This is a genomic window from Allobosea sp. LC85 (assembly GCF_000735605.1).
Classification (GTDB): Bacteria; Pseudomonadota; Alphaproteobacteria; order Rhizobiales; family Beijerinckiaceae; genus Allobosea.
In genome coordinates this window covers 250130-265381 of record NZ_JPKG01000006.1, presented here as the reverse complement: position 1 = coordinate 265381, position 15252 = coordinate 250130, and the positions used below count along the sequence as shown (strand labels likewise).

The following is a 15252-nucleotide window of genomic DNA, read 5'->3' as shown; positions in this document are numbered from 1 at the left end:
TTCGGGCGGTTGGCGTGAGAAACGGGCATGGCGGCCCGCTGTTCCACGCGGCTTGTCGATTGTCCCGGTTCGATGCAGGTTGCCGGCGCCGTTTCGGAGACCCGCCATGCCTGAGCTCTCGAGCCTGCTTGCCTTCGCCTTGATCGCGTTCGGCATGGTGCTGACGCCCGGACCGAACATGGTCTATTTGATTTCGCGCTCGATCTCGCAGGGACACGCTGCCGGGCTGATCTCGCTCATCGGCGTCGTGCTCGGTTTCGTCATCTACATGCTCTGCGCCACCTTCGGCATCACGGCGCTGCTCTTCGCCGTGCCCTATGCCTATGATGCGCTGCGCTTCGGCGGCGCGGCCTATCTTCTGTATCTCGCTTGGCAGGCGCTGAGGCCGGGCGGGCGCTCGCCGTTCCAGGTTCGTGAACTGGTGCCCGACGGGCCGCGCAAGCTCTTCGCCATGGGCTTCCTGACCAGCTTGCTCAATCCCAAAATCGCGATGTTCTATCTCGCGCTGCTGCCGCAATTCATCGATCCCGCGGCGGGGAATGTCCTGACGCAGTCGCTGGTGCTCGGCGCGATCCAGATCGTGATCAGTGGCAGCGTCAATGCGCTGATCATCTTCACCGCCGGCAGCATTGCGCTCTTCCTTCGCACGCGGCCGTTCTGGTCGGTGGTACAGCGCTGGCTGATGGGCACCATGCTCGCCGGCCTTGCGGTCAAAATGGCGACGGAAGCGCAGCGCTAGCGCGCATCCCATCCCGCACATCGTGCCAGAGATCACGCCTTGCACTCCGGGCCGCCAGCCGGGCGTGGAGATGCAGCGCAGCAAGGCCAGCAGGAGTTTTTCATGAGTGTCGCCAACGGCCGGGCTTTGCTCGCAATCCCCGGCCCGACCAATATTCCCGATCGCGTGTTGCAGGCGATGATGCGGCCTGCCGAGGAACTCAGCTCCAAGCCGATCCTCGATCTGACCGAGACGCTGCTGAGCGATCTGCGGAAGGTCTTCCGCACCAAGGGCGAGACCTTCATCTATGCCGCCAACGGGCATGGAGGCTGGGAGGCGGCGCTGACCAATGTGCTCTCCCGCGGCGACAAGATTCTCGTGCTCGCGAGCGGGCGCTTCGCCATCGGCTGGGGCGAGATGGCCCGTTTCCTGGGAGCAGATGTCGAGATCCTGGCCGGGTCATGGCGCGCGGCGGTCGATCCGGTGGCCGTCGAGGAGCGTCTGCGGCGCGATACGAGCCATGAGATCAAGGCCGTTCTCATGGTGCAGATCGATACGGCATCCGGCGTCGTCAACGATGTGCAGGCCGTGCGCAAGGCAATCGATGCCGCGGGCCATCCGGCCTTGTACATGATCGATGGCGTCGCCTCGCTCGGCTGTATGCGGTTCGAGATGGACGAATGGGGGGTCGACATCGCCATGTCGGCCTCGCAGAAGGGGCTGATGACGCCGCCCGGGCTGGCCTTCGTCGCGGCGAACGGGAAGGCGCTGCATGCGCACCCGCAGGCGATGATGCGGACGCCCTATTGGGACTGGACCTCCAGGCTGAGCCCGCTCCTCTACATGAAGCATTTCGGCACTCCGCCCGAGCACCTGATGTTCGGCCTGCGCGCCGCCGTCGACATGATCCTCGAGGAGGGGCTGGAGGCTGTCTGGCGCCGCCATGCCCTGCTTGCCGGGGCAACTCACGCCGCGATGTCCAGATGGGCCGAAGGCCAGGTCTTGACCTGCAATGTCGAGGAACCATCGCAGCGGGCGGCCTCGGTCACGACCATCCTGGTTCAGGGCGATTCGAGTTCGATCACCGACTATGCGCGATCGGTCTGTGGCGTAACGCTCGGGCTCGCTATCGGGGATCTCGCCGGCAAGGCCTTTCGCATTGCCCATATGGGCCATGTCAATGCGCCGATGGTGCTTGGCAGCCTGAGCGCCGTCGAAATGGCCTTGCAGGCGCAGAATATACCGCATGGAGCCGGCGGCGTTGCCGCAGCCATCACGCATCTCGCCCAGGGCGCGTAAGCGGGCAGTTTGGGCATCGGCCCGAAAAGTGGATTGCGGTTTTCGGGAAAGCCGATGCAAACACAGAAGGCCAGATCATCTGACCGGAGATTATCCGGTCAGATGATCTGGCGGCTGAGGCTTGCCGCTCTGCGGCGGACCTTTTCCGTGGAGAGGTCTGCTCGGCAAAAGCAGGGCAGTCCGGCGCAAATGCCCGTTCCCAGGCTTTGCCGTCCTGATCTAGCTTCACGGTCCCATTCGGAACCAAGCGAGCGCAGGCCATGAGTGAGTTGACCCCGGACGAAACCAAGGTGACGGCGTGGCTTGCCAGCCGCAAGGACGCCATGGTCGCGCTCCTGCGCGAGATGGTCGACACCGACTCCGGCTCCTATGACAAGGCGGGCGTCGACAGGGCGGGCCAGGTGCTCGCCCGGTTCCACCAAGCGAACGGGCTCAACGTCGAGATCATCCCGGATGCCCGCTATGGCGATGCCGTCAAGGCGCGGCTGCCGAACCCGGCCGCCAACGACCAGCGCCCGGTGCTGTTGCTGGGACATCGCGACACCGTCTTCCCGGAGGGCGAGCCGACGCGCCGACCCTTCACCATCAAGGCGGGCCGAGCCTATGGTCCGGGTGTCGCGGACATGAAGGCAGGTCTCGTCATCGAGGCCTTCGTCGCCGCCGCCTTTGCCGAATGCGGTGGCCTTTCCGCCCCGCTCACCATGCTGACGACGAGCGACGAGGAAATCGCTTCGCCCTCTTCACGCCCGATCATCGAGGCGGCGGCGCGTGAATCACGTTGTGTCTTCAATGCCGAGCCGAGCCGGCTGCCGCCCGGCACCGAATTCCTGCGCGATCACAAGCAGTCGATCACCAGCGGTCGCAAGGGCGGCGTCTTCATGCGCGCCGAATTCGTCGGCAAGGCCGCGCATTCCGGTGCGAATTACGAGAAGGGCGTCTCAGCCATTGTCGACCTCGGCCACAAGATCCCGAAGCTGCAGGGGCTGACCGATCTCGAGCGCGGCGTCACCGTCAATGTCGGGCTGATCGGCGGCGGCCAGACCGTCAATACCGTTGCGCCCCATGCCTGGTGCGAAATCGACCTGCGCTATGTCACCACTGCGCAACGCGATGAACTGGTCGGCGCGATCCGCGGCATCATCGAGACGCCCATCGTCGAAGGCTCGAGTGCCAAACTGACCATCAAGGGCGAGTTCGTGCCGCTGGAGCAAACCCCCGAAGCCGCTGCACTCTACCATACCTATCGTGACGCGGCCGCGAGTTTCGGGATCAGCGTCAGCGCCGAGTTCACCGGCGGTTGTGCGGATTCCGGGTTCACTGCGGCACAGGGGTGCCCGACGCTGTGCTCCGTCGGCCCGATCGGCGGAATGGCGCATACTCCCGACGAATTCCTCGAAGTCGAGAGCATCGTGCCGGCTGCACAGGTGCTGGCGCTTGCCGTGATGCGCACAGCCGCCCGCATGGAATGACGTTTGCGCGCATTGCCCAACGCGGATGCTCGGCCGCGGGCCGACTATCCACGTATGGCACCGCCGCTGACGGGGCGAGCACATAACGCGATCGATGCTCGCTCCTGGGGCGAGCATCGATGCCGGGTATGGGCCGCGGTTTCAGCGCGCCTTCAGAACGCTTCTTCCCAATTCCGGCTGAGCCGCATTGCCGAGTTGATGAGTCCGACCATGGAATAGGTCTGCGGAAAATTGCCCCAGAGCTCGCCGGTTTCGAAGTCAGCATCCTCAGAGAGCAGGCCAAAACTGTTGCGCCGTTTCAGGATGCGGCAGAACAGGTCCTTGGCTTCGTCGCGCCGGCCGATCGCATGCAGCGCGTCGACATACCAGAAGGCGCAAATCAGGAACCCGGTATGCATGAAGCCGAAATCGTCCTCCGTGCCGTAACGCAGCAGGAGGTCTCCGCGGCCGAGTTCGCGGCCGATGGCCTCGACGGTTGCGATGTAGCGCGGATCCTCCGCCTTGACGAAGCCGAGCTCCGCGATCAGCAGCAGCGTCGCATCGAGTTCGCTGCCGCCAAAGGTCGAGACGAATGTGCCCTTCTCCTGGTTCCAGATCTTGTCCGTGATGACGCCCTTGAGGCGCTTGGCCTCGCCGCGCCAATAGTCCTTGCGGTCCGCCCGGCCGAGCGTGCCGGCGATACGGGCGAGCCGGTCGCAGGCAGCCCAGCACATCACGCTTGAGAAGGAATGCACCACCTGCTTCTCGCGCAGCTCCCACGGCCCGGCATCGGGCTTGTCGAAGACCGCGATGGCAAGCTCGCCCATGCGTTCGAGCTGCCCGAAGAGTGCGTCCTTGCCGGGCTGGATCAGGCGGCGGTCGAAGAAGGAATGTGTCGCCGCGAGCACCACGGCGCCGTAGCCGTCATTCTGGATTTGGCTCGCTGCGCCATTGCCGACGCGGATCGGCTGGTGGCCGCGATAGCCTGACAGGTTTGGCACCTCGAATTCGGTCAGCACGCCACCGCGCGTGATCGGGTAGAGCGGCGGCAGGTGCTCCGCACCGCTTTCCGAGAAGGTGTCGACGATATTGGTGATGAAGCCGAGATAATCCTCCATCGTCCGCGTCGTGCCCAGCCGATTGAGCGCATGCACGACGAAATAGGCGTCGCGCAGCCAGCAAAAGCGGTAGTCCCAGTTGCGCTGGGTGCCGGGTGCTTCCGGAATCGAGGTGGTCAGCGCGGCGACGATGGCGCCGCTCTCCTCGAAACTGCAGAGCTTCAGCGTGATCGACGCGCGAATGACCTCCTGCTGCCACTCGAAGGGGATCGAGAGCGAGCGCACCCAGTCGCGCCAGTAATCCGTCGTCTTGTCCAGGAACTCGCGCGCGGTCGTCTCGATCTCGGCGCGTAGCGCCTCGTCCGAGCCGATGAAGAAGGAGAAGGTCCGGTCGACCGCGAAAGGGACGCTGTCCATCACATAGGAGATCGGCGCATCCGTCGTCAGGCGGATCGTCTGGTCGGCGCCGACATAGCGGACATGGTTGGAGCCGCGCGTGATCTCGTCCGGCAGCTCGCCGAGCCCGAGACATGGCTTCAGCACGACCCGGATGCGCGGCCGGCCTGAAAGTCGGCGCACGCGTCGCACCAGCAGTGGCGGCCGGAAGGAGCGCTCGTAGCGCACGAAACGAGGCGCGAAATCGAGAATCTCGATGGCGTTGCCCTGGTCGTCGGAGAGCACCGAGGAGAGGATCGCGGTGTTGTCGAGATAGCTCTGCTCGCACCGGGTCATGCCGACGAGCTCGATCGCGAAAACACCCTTCTCGGGCATGGTCCCGCCGTCATCGGGCTTGTTGTCGATCAGCGAACAGAAAACCGGGTCGCGGTCGAAGCGGGGAAAGCAGCCCCAGACGATATGGGCACGCCGGTCGATGAGTGCGGCGATCGAGCAGTTGCCGATCACGCCGAGATCAAGCGAGGCGGAATGCCGCGCCGTGGTGGTGGTTTCTACTGTCATGATCAACCTTGGCAGAAAGCGTCAGTCGTCAGGCTGCCGCTTTCCGCGGCGGCGAGCAGGATGGTGCGGAGTGCTGTCGGGGAGGCAAGGCGCCGGCCGGCACAGGTCTCGCCCGCACCGATGCGGATCGACAGCCCCCCCAACGCGTTCACCGTAGCAAAGCCCGCCTCGTCGGTTATGTCGTCGCCGATGAAGACCGGTGTCCGGCCGCTATAGGGTACTTCCCGCATCAGCCAGGAAATGGCGCTGCCCTTGCTGGCACCGGCCGGCACCAGTTCGGCGACCGACTTGCCTTCCTGCAGGCGGACGGAAGGGCCCATCCTGGCAGCGAGGCTCCGGACCAGCGAGAGCGCCTCATCCTCGAGTAGCGGCGCCATGCGCCAATGCAGGGCGGCCGAGATTCGCTTGTCCTCGACGAGGATACCGACATGGCTGTTGGCGAAACGAACGAGTTCCCGAAGCGCCTCGCGAAGTGTCTCGGGAGCGTCCGCCTGGCTGCGGATGGCTCCGTCGATGCGGATCTGTGCGCCGTGGAGCCCGGCAGCGTCGAAATGATAGGGGGCGAGAAACCCATCGAGATCGGGGATAGGGCGTCCGGAGACGAGCGCCAATGCGCCGCCGAGCGTCGCACGCAGGGCCTCAAGCGCCGGAGCGACCTGCCTGTCGAGTTTGACGTCGTCAGGCGCTGGCGCAATTTCGACCAGCGTTCCGTCAAAGTCGAGAAACAGAGCGACCTGCTTCGCCGATTTGGTGAAGTCGCGGGATTCGTTGGTAGATTCCGAGTCGATCAGTTCCATCATCTCGTTCTGTTTGCGTGACGAAACGGGCGAAAGAAGGACAGGTGAGTTGTCAGAAGCCTGAGCGAGGGTTCTTGCATCATCCGCACGATGGGCGGATGTTAGTGAACTTGCCACATTCTGCTTTCAGTTTGCCACAGCCATCATGATTTCAACGCGAGCCTGACGCGGCTTCGCCATCTGACATCCGAAGCCCCTCGGAAACATTACGTGCGCCGGCGCGTTCTGTTCCCGCTTCCGGTGTCGAAATTCGGGCAGCCGGCTGATCGGAGTATTCCCGGACATGCGTCTCGTCATCGTTTCCAATCGCGTCACCATTCCCGATCGCAGCGAAAAGGTCGCCGCCGGCGGCCTTGCAGTGGCGTTGCGTGAGGCGTTGGAAAAACATGGCGGCCTCTGGTTCGGCTGGAGCGGGCATGTCAGCGAGGAGAAGACCCGCGCGGTGCGGACGCTCCAGCGTGGCAAGGTTACCTATGCGGTGACCGATCTGAGCGAGGACGAGCGGCAGACCTACTATCTCGGCTTCTCGAATCGGGCCCTTTGGCCGAACATGCATTACCGCCTCGGTCTGACCGAGTTTTCGCGTGCCGATTACGCCGGCTATCTGGCGGTCAATCGCCGGTTTGCCAAGGCGCTTGCTGCGATGTTGCGGCCGGACGACCTGATCTGGGTTCACGATTATCATCTGATCCCCTTCGCCGCGGAACTCCGGCGGCTCGGGGTGAAGAACCGGATCGGCTATTTCCACCACATCCCCTGGCCGCCCTCCGAGGTATTCGGCGCTCTGCCGTCGAGCATCACCCTGATGAAGACGGTCGGCGCCTATGACCTCGTTGGGCTCCAGACCGAGATCGATGCGCGCAATGTGGTGAGCGGTCTGGTCAATCTGTGCGGCGCAAGGGCCGACGGCGATGGGGTTCGCCTGGGTCGGCGTTCGATCCAGGTCAAATCGTTCCCGATCGGCATCGATGTCGAGGGCTTTCGCAAGCTTGCGACGAGCGCCGCGCGCACGACCTCGGTGTCGATCCGGCGGGCGACAGAGGCCTTTGGCGACCGCAAGCTGGTCATCGGCGTTGATCGCCTCGACTATTCCAAGGGAATCGTCCAGCGGCTGGAGGCCTTCGAGCGCTTCCTGCTCGAAAATCCCGAGCAGCGCGGCCGTGTCGGCATGCTGCAGATCGCGCCACCCTCCCGCTCCGATGTTCCCGAATATGCCGAGCTCGATCGCCAGTCGGACGAGACGGCCGGCCGCATCAACGCAGCGCTGGGCGAATTCGACTGGACGCCGATCCGCGTGGTCAAGAAGGCCTATTCCCGCAATGTCCTGGCCGGCTTCTATCGACGTGCCGAAGTCGGGCTCGTGACCCCGATGCGCGACGGCATGAACCTGGTCGCCAAGGAGTACATAGCGGCACAGGACCCCGCCGATCCCGGCGTGCTGGTTCTCTCGCGCTTTGCCGGCGCCGCGCGCCAGATGAAGGATGCGTTGATCGTCAATCCCTACGATCTCTCGGAGATGTCGGAGGCGATCCAGCAGGCGCTGGTCATGCCGAAGCCGGAACGAATCCGGCGTTTCGAGAAGCTCTATGCCACCATCGCTGCAACCGATATCGGCTGGTGGACCGAAGCCTACCTTGCTGTGCTCTCCGAGGGCGAGGCCGGATTTCCCGTGACACGCCCTGCTGCCAAGAGAGCGGTTCGCGCCAAGCCGGCAGCCGGGGTCAAGCAGCGACCGGCCGCTTCGCGTGCTCCGGCCAAATCCGCAACCGGCGTCGCAACTGCCGTTCCGGCATTGTCGGATCTGTCACAAATCACGGCTGGAAACGGGCGTTTGCCACATTAGTGACGAGCGCTGCCGCCGATTTCACCTCGGGGTTGCAACGGCGGCCTTGCCGAACACTCCTTTCGCTCGCTAGAAGGCGACAAGAACCGGGGCATGCTGCCGACTCATCGCGAGCAGGTGTCAGGGGAGGCGGGCGGAGGGCCGAATTGATGCGAGGCGCTCTCGGAGGACCGGGCGTTCTGCTGCGCCGTCTCCGCGAGGTCATGGCAGCGCCCGTCAGCCCGCAGGAGCGGCTGGATCGGCTTGTCGTCCTGATCGCCGGCAATCTGGTCGCCGAAGTGTGTTCCGTCTATGTCCTGCTCGAGGACGGTTCGCTCGAACTCTACGCGACCGAGGGCCTGAATCGCGAGGCCGTGCACCTCACCAGGATGCGCGCCGGCGAAGGTCTGGTCGGTTTGATCGCGAGCGAGGCCGAGCCAGTCGCCCTTTCCGACGCGCAGTCGCATCCGGCCTTCTCCTACCGTCCGGAGACGGGCGAAGAGATTTACCATTCCTTCCTCGGCGTCCCGATCCTGCGGGGCGGCGCGGTCATGGGCGTCCTCGTCATCCAGAACCGCGCGTCGCGGCTCTACAACGAGGAAGAGGTCGAGACGCTGCAAACCACCGCCATGATCATGGCGGAGATGATCGCGGCCGGCGGGTTGAAGTCGCTGGCGCCGCCCGGCAGCATGATTGGTCTCGACCGGCCGATTCACGGTGTCGGTGTCAAGCTGGCGGATGGTGTCGGGCTCGGCTACGCCGTTCTGCACGAACCGCGGGTCGCGATCACCAATCTGATCGCCGAGAATCCGGCCCGCGAGGTGAAGCGGCTCGAAGCCGCCATCGCCGAGATGCGCACTGCGATCGATGAACTGATCGAGCGCGGCGACGTGGCTCATACCGGCGAGCATCGCGACGTCCTCGAAACCTTCCGCATGTTCGCCCATGACCAGGGCTGGCTCAGGCGGATGCGCGAGGTGGTGATGACCGGCCTCACCGCCGAGGCGGCGGTTGAGCGCGTGCAGTCTGACACCCGCGCCAAGATGCTGCGCCAGACCGACCCCTATCTCAGGGAGCGGCTGCACGATCTCGATGATCTGGCGAATCGGCTGCTGCGAACCCTGATGGGCAAGGCGAATGGCGTCGCCCATGAGAAATTGCCCGAGAACGCCATCCTGATCGCCCGCTCGATGGGGCCGGCGGCACTGCTCGATTATGACCGGGCCCGTCTGCGTGGGCTCATCCTCGAGGAAGGCGGGCCGACCAGCCACATCGCCATCGTGGCGCGAGCGCTTGGCATTCCGGCCGTCGGCGAGGTCGTCAACGCGACGGCGCTGATCCAATCGGGCGACGCCGTCATCGTCGATGGCCAGGCTGGCGAGGTTCAGATCCGTCCGCAGCCGGACGTCGAGAACGCCTACAAGGACAAGGCCCGCCTGCGCGCTCGCAAGCAGGAGCAATACCGCAAGCTCAAGGATCTGCCTGCCGTCACCAAGGACGGTCTCGAGATCAACCTCCAGATCAATGCCGGCCTTCTGGTCGACATGCACAGTCTCGACGAGACGGCCGCCGCGGGGATCGGACTGTTCCGCACCGAACTCCAGTTCATGGTCGCTCAGCACATGCCGACGACGACCGAGCAGCAGTCGCTCTACGGGGCCGTGCTCAAGGCGGCGCAAGGCAGGCCGGTGGTCTTCCGGACGCTCGATATCGGCGGCGACAAGGTGCTGCCCTACATGGAGCGCGTCGAGGAGGAGAATCCGGCGCTCGGTTGGCGCGCGATCCGGATCGGCCTCGACAAGCCGCGCCTGCTGCGCGGCCAGATCAGGGCGATGCTGCGGGCTGGAGCCGGCCAGGACATGCGCATCATGCTGCCGATGGTCGCGACCGTGGACGAGTTCCTGCGTGCACGCTTCATCGTGCGCCGCGAACTCGCCATGATGGAGAAGCAGGAGCGTCCGGCACCGACCAATCTCGAGCTCGGCGTCATGGTCGAGGTGCCGTCGCTGCTGTTCGAGCTGGCGGAGATCTCGCGCGAGGCCGACTTCCTGTCGATCGGCACCAATGATCTGATGCAGTTCCTGTTCGCAGCCGATCGTGAGAATCGCCGGGTGTCCGAACGCTTCGACCCGCTTTGCGTTGCTGCGCTCCGTGCGCTGCGCACCATCGTCGAGGCTGCGGGCGAGGCAGGTTGCCCCGTCTCGGTCTGCGGTGAGATGGGTGGCAAGCCGCTGGAGACGATGGCGCTGATCGGCCTGGGCTACCGCTCCTTCTCGATGTCGGCTGCGTCATTCGGGCCGGTCAAGGCGATGCTGCGCGCGCTTGACGTCAGGAAGCTGCGCGAGCGTATGGATTGGATGCTCGCCTCGTCCGATGGTGCATCGAGCCTGCGTTCGCAGCTTTCGGCATTGGCGACCGAATTGAAAGTGCCGGTCTAGCGACGCTGAAGCGCGCTTCACCGGTCCCCAAACAGTGTTCCAGAGTTCCTGATGTCCCTTCAGCTTCCTCAAGATCGTCTCGACAGCATCGTCGCACGCCACGCCGTTGCGACCGACGAGATCAACCGCTCGACCGATGCCGTGCGTACGGTCGAACTCGCCAAGGAGTTGGCGGAGCTCGAACCTGTCGTTGCTGCGATAACCTCCTGGCGCAATGCCCAGGCGTCCCTTGATGAGGCGCAGGGGCTGATCGACGATCCGACGACCGACAGCGAATTCCGTGATCTGGCCTATGAGGAGCGCGACACTGCTCGAACCGAGATCGACGCGCGCGCCCGCGAAATCCTGATCGCCCTCCTGCCCAAGGACGCGGCCGACGAACGCGGTGTCATCCTGGAAATCCGGGCAGGCACCGGCGGTGACGAGGCCTCGCTCTTCGCCGGGGATCTGCTGCGGATGTATCAGCGCTACGCCTCGCAGAAGGGGTGGAGCGTCGACATCATCTCGGAGAGCGAAGGCACGGTTGGTGGCTACAAGGAGGTCATCGCCGAGATTTCAGGCCGTGGCGTCTATGCCAAGCTGAAATTTGAATCCGGAGCTCACCGCGTCCAGCGTGTGCCGGATACCGAGGCGAGCGGCCGCATTCACACCTCCGCCGCAACGGTGGCGATGCTGCCTTTGGCGAGCGAGGTCGACGTCGCGCTCAACGACAACGATCTGCGCATCGACACGATGCGTGCCGGGGGCGCCGGCGGCCAGCACGTCAACAAGACCGAATCGGCCGTCCGGCTGACCCATATCCCGAGCGGGATCGTGGTCGTGGTCCAGGATGAGCGTTCCCAGCACAAGAACAAGGCCCGTGCCTTCGAGTTGATGCGCGCCCGGCTCTACGACATGGAGCGGATGAAGGCCGACGCCGAGCGCGCGGCGGACCGACGCTCGCAGATCGGCTCCGGCGACCGGTCCGAGCGGATCCGTACCTATAATTTCCCGCAAGGCCGTGTGACGGACCACCGCATCAACCTGACGCTCTACAAGCTCGACGAGATGATGCAGGGACTGGCGCTCGACGAGATCATCGATGCCCTTACGGCGGAGCACCAGGCGACATTGCTCGCAGCACAAAGCGGGGCGTGAAACCTTTTTCCTGAAACGGCGTTGTTCTCGGATCAATGTGAAAACAGGCTGGAGGAAGCCATGAAGCTTGCATCTGTGATTGCAATGAGCGGTCTGATGGCTCTGGCTACGGCAGGTGCAGCCGAAGCGCAGGAGAAGACCTTCGGCCGCATCGTCCAAGGACAGCCTGCGCCTTTGCAAAACGCAATGACGCAATCGCAGGCGCGCAGGGCGTGTTCAATGGAAATGCGCGGGGCGCGCGAGAGCAAATCTTCCATCAATCAGAAGATGAAGATCTGCATGGACCATAAGATGCAGGGTAATAATTGATTTCGATACGGGCATCAGCGCCGTGACGTCGCCACTGCAAAGCGGTGGCGACGCTGCAACGCCGTCGCCGCGAGCTGCCGGCGCGCTGACGATTCGGGAAGCGCGGCGGCAGCTCGCGGAGCGTCTGCGCGCTGCGGGCTGCGATACGCCGGTTCTTGATGCCCGCCTTCTCGTTGAAGCGGTGATCGAGGGCGGGCGCACGGAGGATGACGCCCTGATCGGTGATCAGGCCGCCGCGGATCTGGACAGTTTCGCCGCGCGGCGGCTTGCAGGAGAGCCCGTTTGGCGGATCCTTGGCGAGCGGGAGTTCTGGGGGCTGACCTTCAAGCTCTCGCCCGCGACGCTCGAGCCGCGCCCCGATACCGAGACGCTGGTCGAGGCCGCGCTCGATTCCCTTCGCGAAAGGCGCGGGGAGGCGTTGTCGATACTGGACCTGGGGACTGGTACGGGCTGCCTCCTCATCGCGATCCTGAGTGAGCTCAGGCAGGCGAAGGGCCTTGGCATCGATCTGTCGGGAGAGGCCTGCGAGGTCGCAGCCGCGAATGCTCTTGCAAATGGCGTCGGTGATCGCGCGGCGTTTCGGGAGGGCGACTGGGTGAAGGGCCTCGATGGCCGCTTCGATCTGATCGTCTCCAATCCTCCCTATATTCCGGGCGCTGAGATTCCCGGGCTGGACGTCGGGGTGCGCGACTATGACCCGCTCCTGGCGCTGGATGGCGGGGTCGACGGGCTCGATCCCTATCGACGCTTCGCGCGCGACCTGCCGCAATTCCTGGCGCCGGGCGGCATCGTCGTCTTCGAGATCGGAGCCGGGCAGGAGCCGGATGTCTCGGCCTTGATGCGGTCCGAAGGGTTCCATTATCATGGAGCGCGCAAGGATCTTGGCGGACACGAGCGCGCGCTGATCTTCTCCCGCTGAATGGGATACGCACAGAGATTGTGCGAATTTGCTTGGAACCGGACGCAAAAGCCGCTATGGAGGTATCAGCCGAAGCTGGTGTCGTCAGCGCCGAGCCTAGGGCAGCCTCCTCCTGATTGACGAGGGTTTGCCTCCGGACACGTCCGAAGTTTGACGGAACTGACAAAGCAAGATCGGAATTCCGATGGCATGGATGTGCCATTCGGCTCATGGGGCGAGTTACCGCCCCTTTTGGAAACGAGCGCGTGAAGACCAAGAACGGCGCATTGCTCCTTCAGGTCGACTCCCTCCGGCACGGCGCCGCAACCCGCCGCGTGCCGGTACGCGCATGACAGTGACCCGGTTGCTTTGAACAGACAGAGCGCGAGATAGACGCGAATGAGACCAGGTCAGAACCGGCGTATGCGCGGCCGTAACAACAACAATAACAATAGCAACAACGGCAATCGAAAGTCGCCCAACCCGTTGCAACGCAGCTACGAGTCGAACGGGCCGGACGTCAAAGTTCGTGGTACCGCTCAGCATGTCGCGGAGAAGTACTTGCAACTGGCGCGCGATGCTCAGTCGTCAGGTGATCCCGTTGCTGCGGAGAACTATTTCCAGCACGCGGAGCACTATTACCGCATCCTTCTCGCGGCGCAGGAGCAGATGGCCCAGCAATTCGGCCATAGCTTCCCGCCGAACCGTGCCTTCGGCGAGGACGGCGATGATGGCGAGGATGAGGGTGAGGGCGAAGAGAACGCTGCCTTCCCGCAGGGATCGCCTCAGCCTGAGCTGCGGCATCAGGCTCAGGGCGGCGTGAACGGCTATGGCCAGAATGCTGCTCCCCGCCAGGACGGCGAGGGGCAGGATGGCCAGCAGAACAACGGCCAGCGCTTCGACCGCCAGGGTCGCAACGATCGCTTCAACGATCGCAACAACCGCCGTTTCGATCGCAATGATCGCCAAGATCGTGGCCCGGATCGTGGTGAGCGCCGTTTCGACCGTCCCGAAGGCGGGCAGAACGGCCAGCCCGGCGGCTTCGTGCCGCGTTCCGAGCAACCGGCTACCGCGGAGCAGGGCGACAATGCCCCTGCGCAGAGCCAGCCCGAGCGCCGCTTCGAGCGCGGCGACCGGCCGGAGCGCGGGCCGCGTCCCGAGCGCAGCGAGCGTCGTCCGCGCCGGGAGGTCGAGCCTGAAAGCGAGGCGAACGATGTCGCCGCCGCGCTTCCGTCCTTCCTGACCAATCCGGTCAGGGTTCCGATCGCGGTCGCCGAGGAGCGTGTTGCTGCGCCGGTCGAGGCTGCTCCTGCCGAAGCGCCGGCCGCCGAAGCTCCGGCTGCCGAAGAGACGGCCGCTCCGAAGCGCACGCGCCGTCGCCGCTCGCCACGTGAAGTGATGGACGCGCTGGGTTCGGAAACCGATAGCGCTGCCGAGTAAGACGCTCCGGTTTGACCGGATATGACAGGGGCCCAGCGGGCCCCTGTTTTTTTGTTCAGGCCACGCCGAGGCCGAGTGTGGTCTGCGGGGGCTGGATTTCGACGTGCACACCAGCGGTCAGTGTGCCGCCCGTCAGAATCTCGCAGTAGATTCCGCAGTCGACATGGCCGTACGTCGTCATCAGCGCCTTCGGAATCTGGAGATCGCGGGCTCCGGTCTGCGGGTCGACATTGGTCGCCGCGCAGCGTTCGATTCGCTTGATCACACGCAGGCGCAGCCCCGACGCCGTGGACAGTTCCTGCCCGACCAGATCGTTCTCGGCCCAGGCGGCCAGCCCCTCGACCATGACATTGCCGCGGAAGCGCAGCGGATCGAGCGTCGTGCCAAGGTGCTTGCCGAGATCAGCGACGCTGGCGAGGTTGATGATCGACATGAAGCCGAAGCGCGAATCGGTGAAGCGATAGCTTTGCGGGGCCGTGAGCAACTGCGGCTTGCCGCGCAGCTCGTCCGGCATGAAGCCCTCAAAGAAGGCGGCAAGGGCTGCGCGGCCGTCCTGCGTCGTCGTGTCGGCGCGCAAGGTCTCGCGCCCACCCTGTTTGATGACCAGCGCCCGGCTCTCGTCGTCATAGCGCGTCTGCAGCCGCGCCAGCGATTCATTGCGCATCAGCATCAGATACTTGATCTTCGGCTGATGCACGGGCGCAACCGGGTCGAAGCCGGAAGGGCCGTTCTCGATGGCAAAAAGCCGGTCTCCAGGGAAATAGCCGCCGGTGCTTAGCGAAGCCGACTGCACGGGTTCGGGAGAGAGGCCCTTGACGGGGTAGCGATAGAGCGAGGCGACGCGCATGGAGGTTTTCAGTCCGCAGGCTGATCGGGCAGGGGTGATATAGCGGGTTTCGAGACGCGGGACCGATCAAATCCTTGCATCGGT

General features: G+C 64.5%; 12 protein-coding genes. 9 read left to right on the top strand and 3 right to left on the bottom strand.

Going from position 1 to position 15252, the window contains the following annotated elements; genetic code table 11:
• Positions 1-106 precede the first annotated feature (106 nt).
• The 3 genes from FG93_RS02260 (at position 107) to FG93_RS02250 (ending at position 3486) form a co-directional block, all read left to right on the top strand.
• On the top strand, positions 107-739 hold the full coding sequence (locus FG93_RS02260; RefSeq protein WP_043231298.1) for a LysE family translocator: 633 nt from the start codon (positions 107-109) through the stop codon (positions 737-739).
• 102 nt (positions 740-841) lie between these two features.
• Positions 842-2017, top strand: a complete 1176-nt coding sequence (locus FG93_RS02255) for an alanine--glyoxylate aminotransferase family protein (RefSeq protein ID WP_043231295.1) — start codon at positions 842-844, stop codon at positions 2015-2017.
• A gap of 260 nt (positions 2018-2277) precedes the next feature.
• Positions 2278-3486, top strand: a complete 1209-nt coding sequence (locus FG93_RS02250; protein ID WP_043231292.1) for a M20 family metallopeptidase — start codon at positions 2278-2280, stop codon at positions 3484-3486.
• 152 nt (positions 3487-3638) lie between these two features.
• Here FG93_RS02250 and FG93_RS02245 read toward each other — a convergent pair whose 3' ends face one another.
• Together FG93_RS02245 and otsB are read right to left on the bottom strand one after the other, a co-directional pair.
• Positions 3639-5480, bottom strand: coding sequence for a glycoside hydrolase family 15 protein (locus FG93_RS02245; RefSeq protein WP_043231290.1), 1842 nt, complete (start codon positions 5478-5480; stop codon positions 3639-3641).
• A 2-nt stretch (positions 5481-5482) separates the two neighbouring features.
• Positions 5483-6277, bottom strand: a complete 795-nt coding sequence (gene otsB / locus FG93_RS02240) for a trehalose-phosphatase (protein ID WP_052513330.1) — start codon at positions 6275-6277, stop codon at positions 5483-5485.
• Positions 6278-6560: 283 nt separating this feature from the next.
• Here otsB and otsA point away from each other — a divergent pair, with 283 nt between their 5' ends.
• The 6 genes from otsA to FG93_RS02210 all read left to right on the top strand — a co-directional run bounded on the left by otsA (position 6561) and on the right by FG93_RS02210 (position 14321).
• Positions 6561-8120 (top strand): alpha,alpha-trehalose-phosphate synthase (UDP-forming), encoded by a 1560-nt coding sequence (gene otsA, locus FG93_RS02235; protein ID WP_081881249.1) that lies wholly within the window; start codon positions 6561-6563, stop codon positions 8118-8120.
• 149 nt (positions 8121-8269) lie between these two features.
• The gene (ptsP, locus tag FG93_RS02230) at positions 8270-10537 is read left to right on the top strand and encodes a phosphoenolpyruvate--protein phosphotransferase (protein WP_043231288.1); all 2268 of its coding nucleotides are present in this window, start codon (positions 8270-8272) and stop codon (positions 10535-10537) included.
• 51 nt (positions 10538-10588) lie between these two features.
• Positions 10589-11674, top strand: coding sequence for a peptide chain release factor 1 (gene prfA / locus FG93_RS02225; RefSeq protein ID WP_043231286.1), 1086 nt, complete (start codon positions 10589-10591; stop codon positions 11672-11674).
• A gap of 60 nt (positions 11675-11734) precedes the next feature.
• Positions 11735-11983, top strand: a complete 249-nt coding sequence (locus FG93_RS02220; protein ID WP_043231284.1) for a hypothetical protein — start codon at positions 11735-11737, stop codon at positions 11981-11983.
• Positions 11984-12005: 22 nt separating this feature from the next.
• A complete protein-coding gene (gene prmC / locus FG93_RS02215) occupies positions 12006-12902 on the top strand; it encodes a peptide chain release factor N(5)-glutamine methyltransferase (protein WP_244448470.1) in 897 nt (298 codons plus the stop codon).
• A 402-nt stretch (positions 12903-13304) separates the two neighbouring features.
• The gene (locus FG93_RS02210; protein ID WP_052513256.1) at positions 13305-14321 is read left to right on the top strand and encodes a DUF4167 domain-containing protein; all 1017 of its coding nucleotides are present in this window, start codon (positions 13305-13307) and stop codon (positions 14319-14321) included.
• 55 nt (positions 14322-14376) lie between these two features.
• On the opposite strand, the gene FG93_RS02205 is transcribed toward FG93_RS02210, so the two are convergent.
• Complete coding sequence (locus FG93_RS02205) at positions 14377-15168, bottom strand: MOSC domain-containing protein (RefSeq protein ID WP_052513254.1); 792 nt, start codon at positions 15166-15168, stop codon at positions 14377-14379.
• Between the last annotated feature and the right edge of the window lie 84 nt (positions 15169-15252).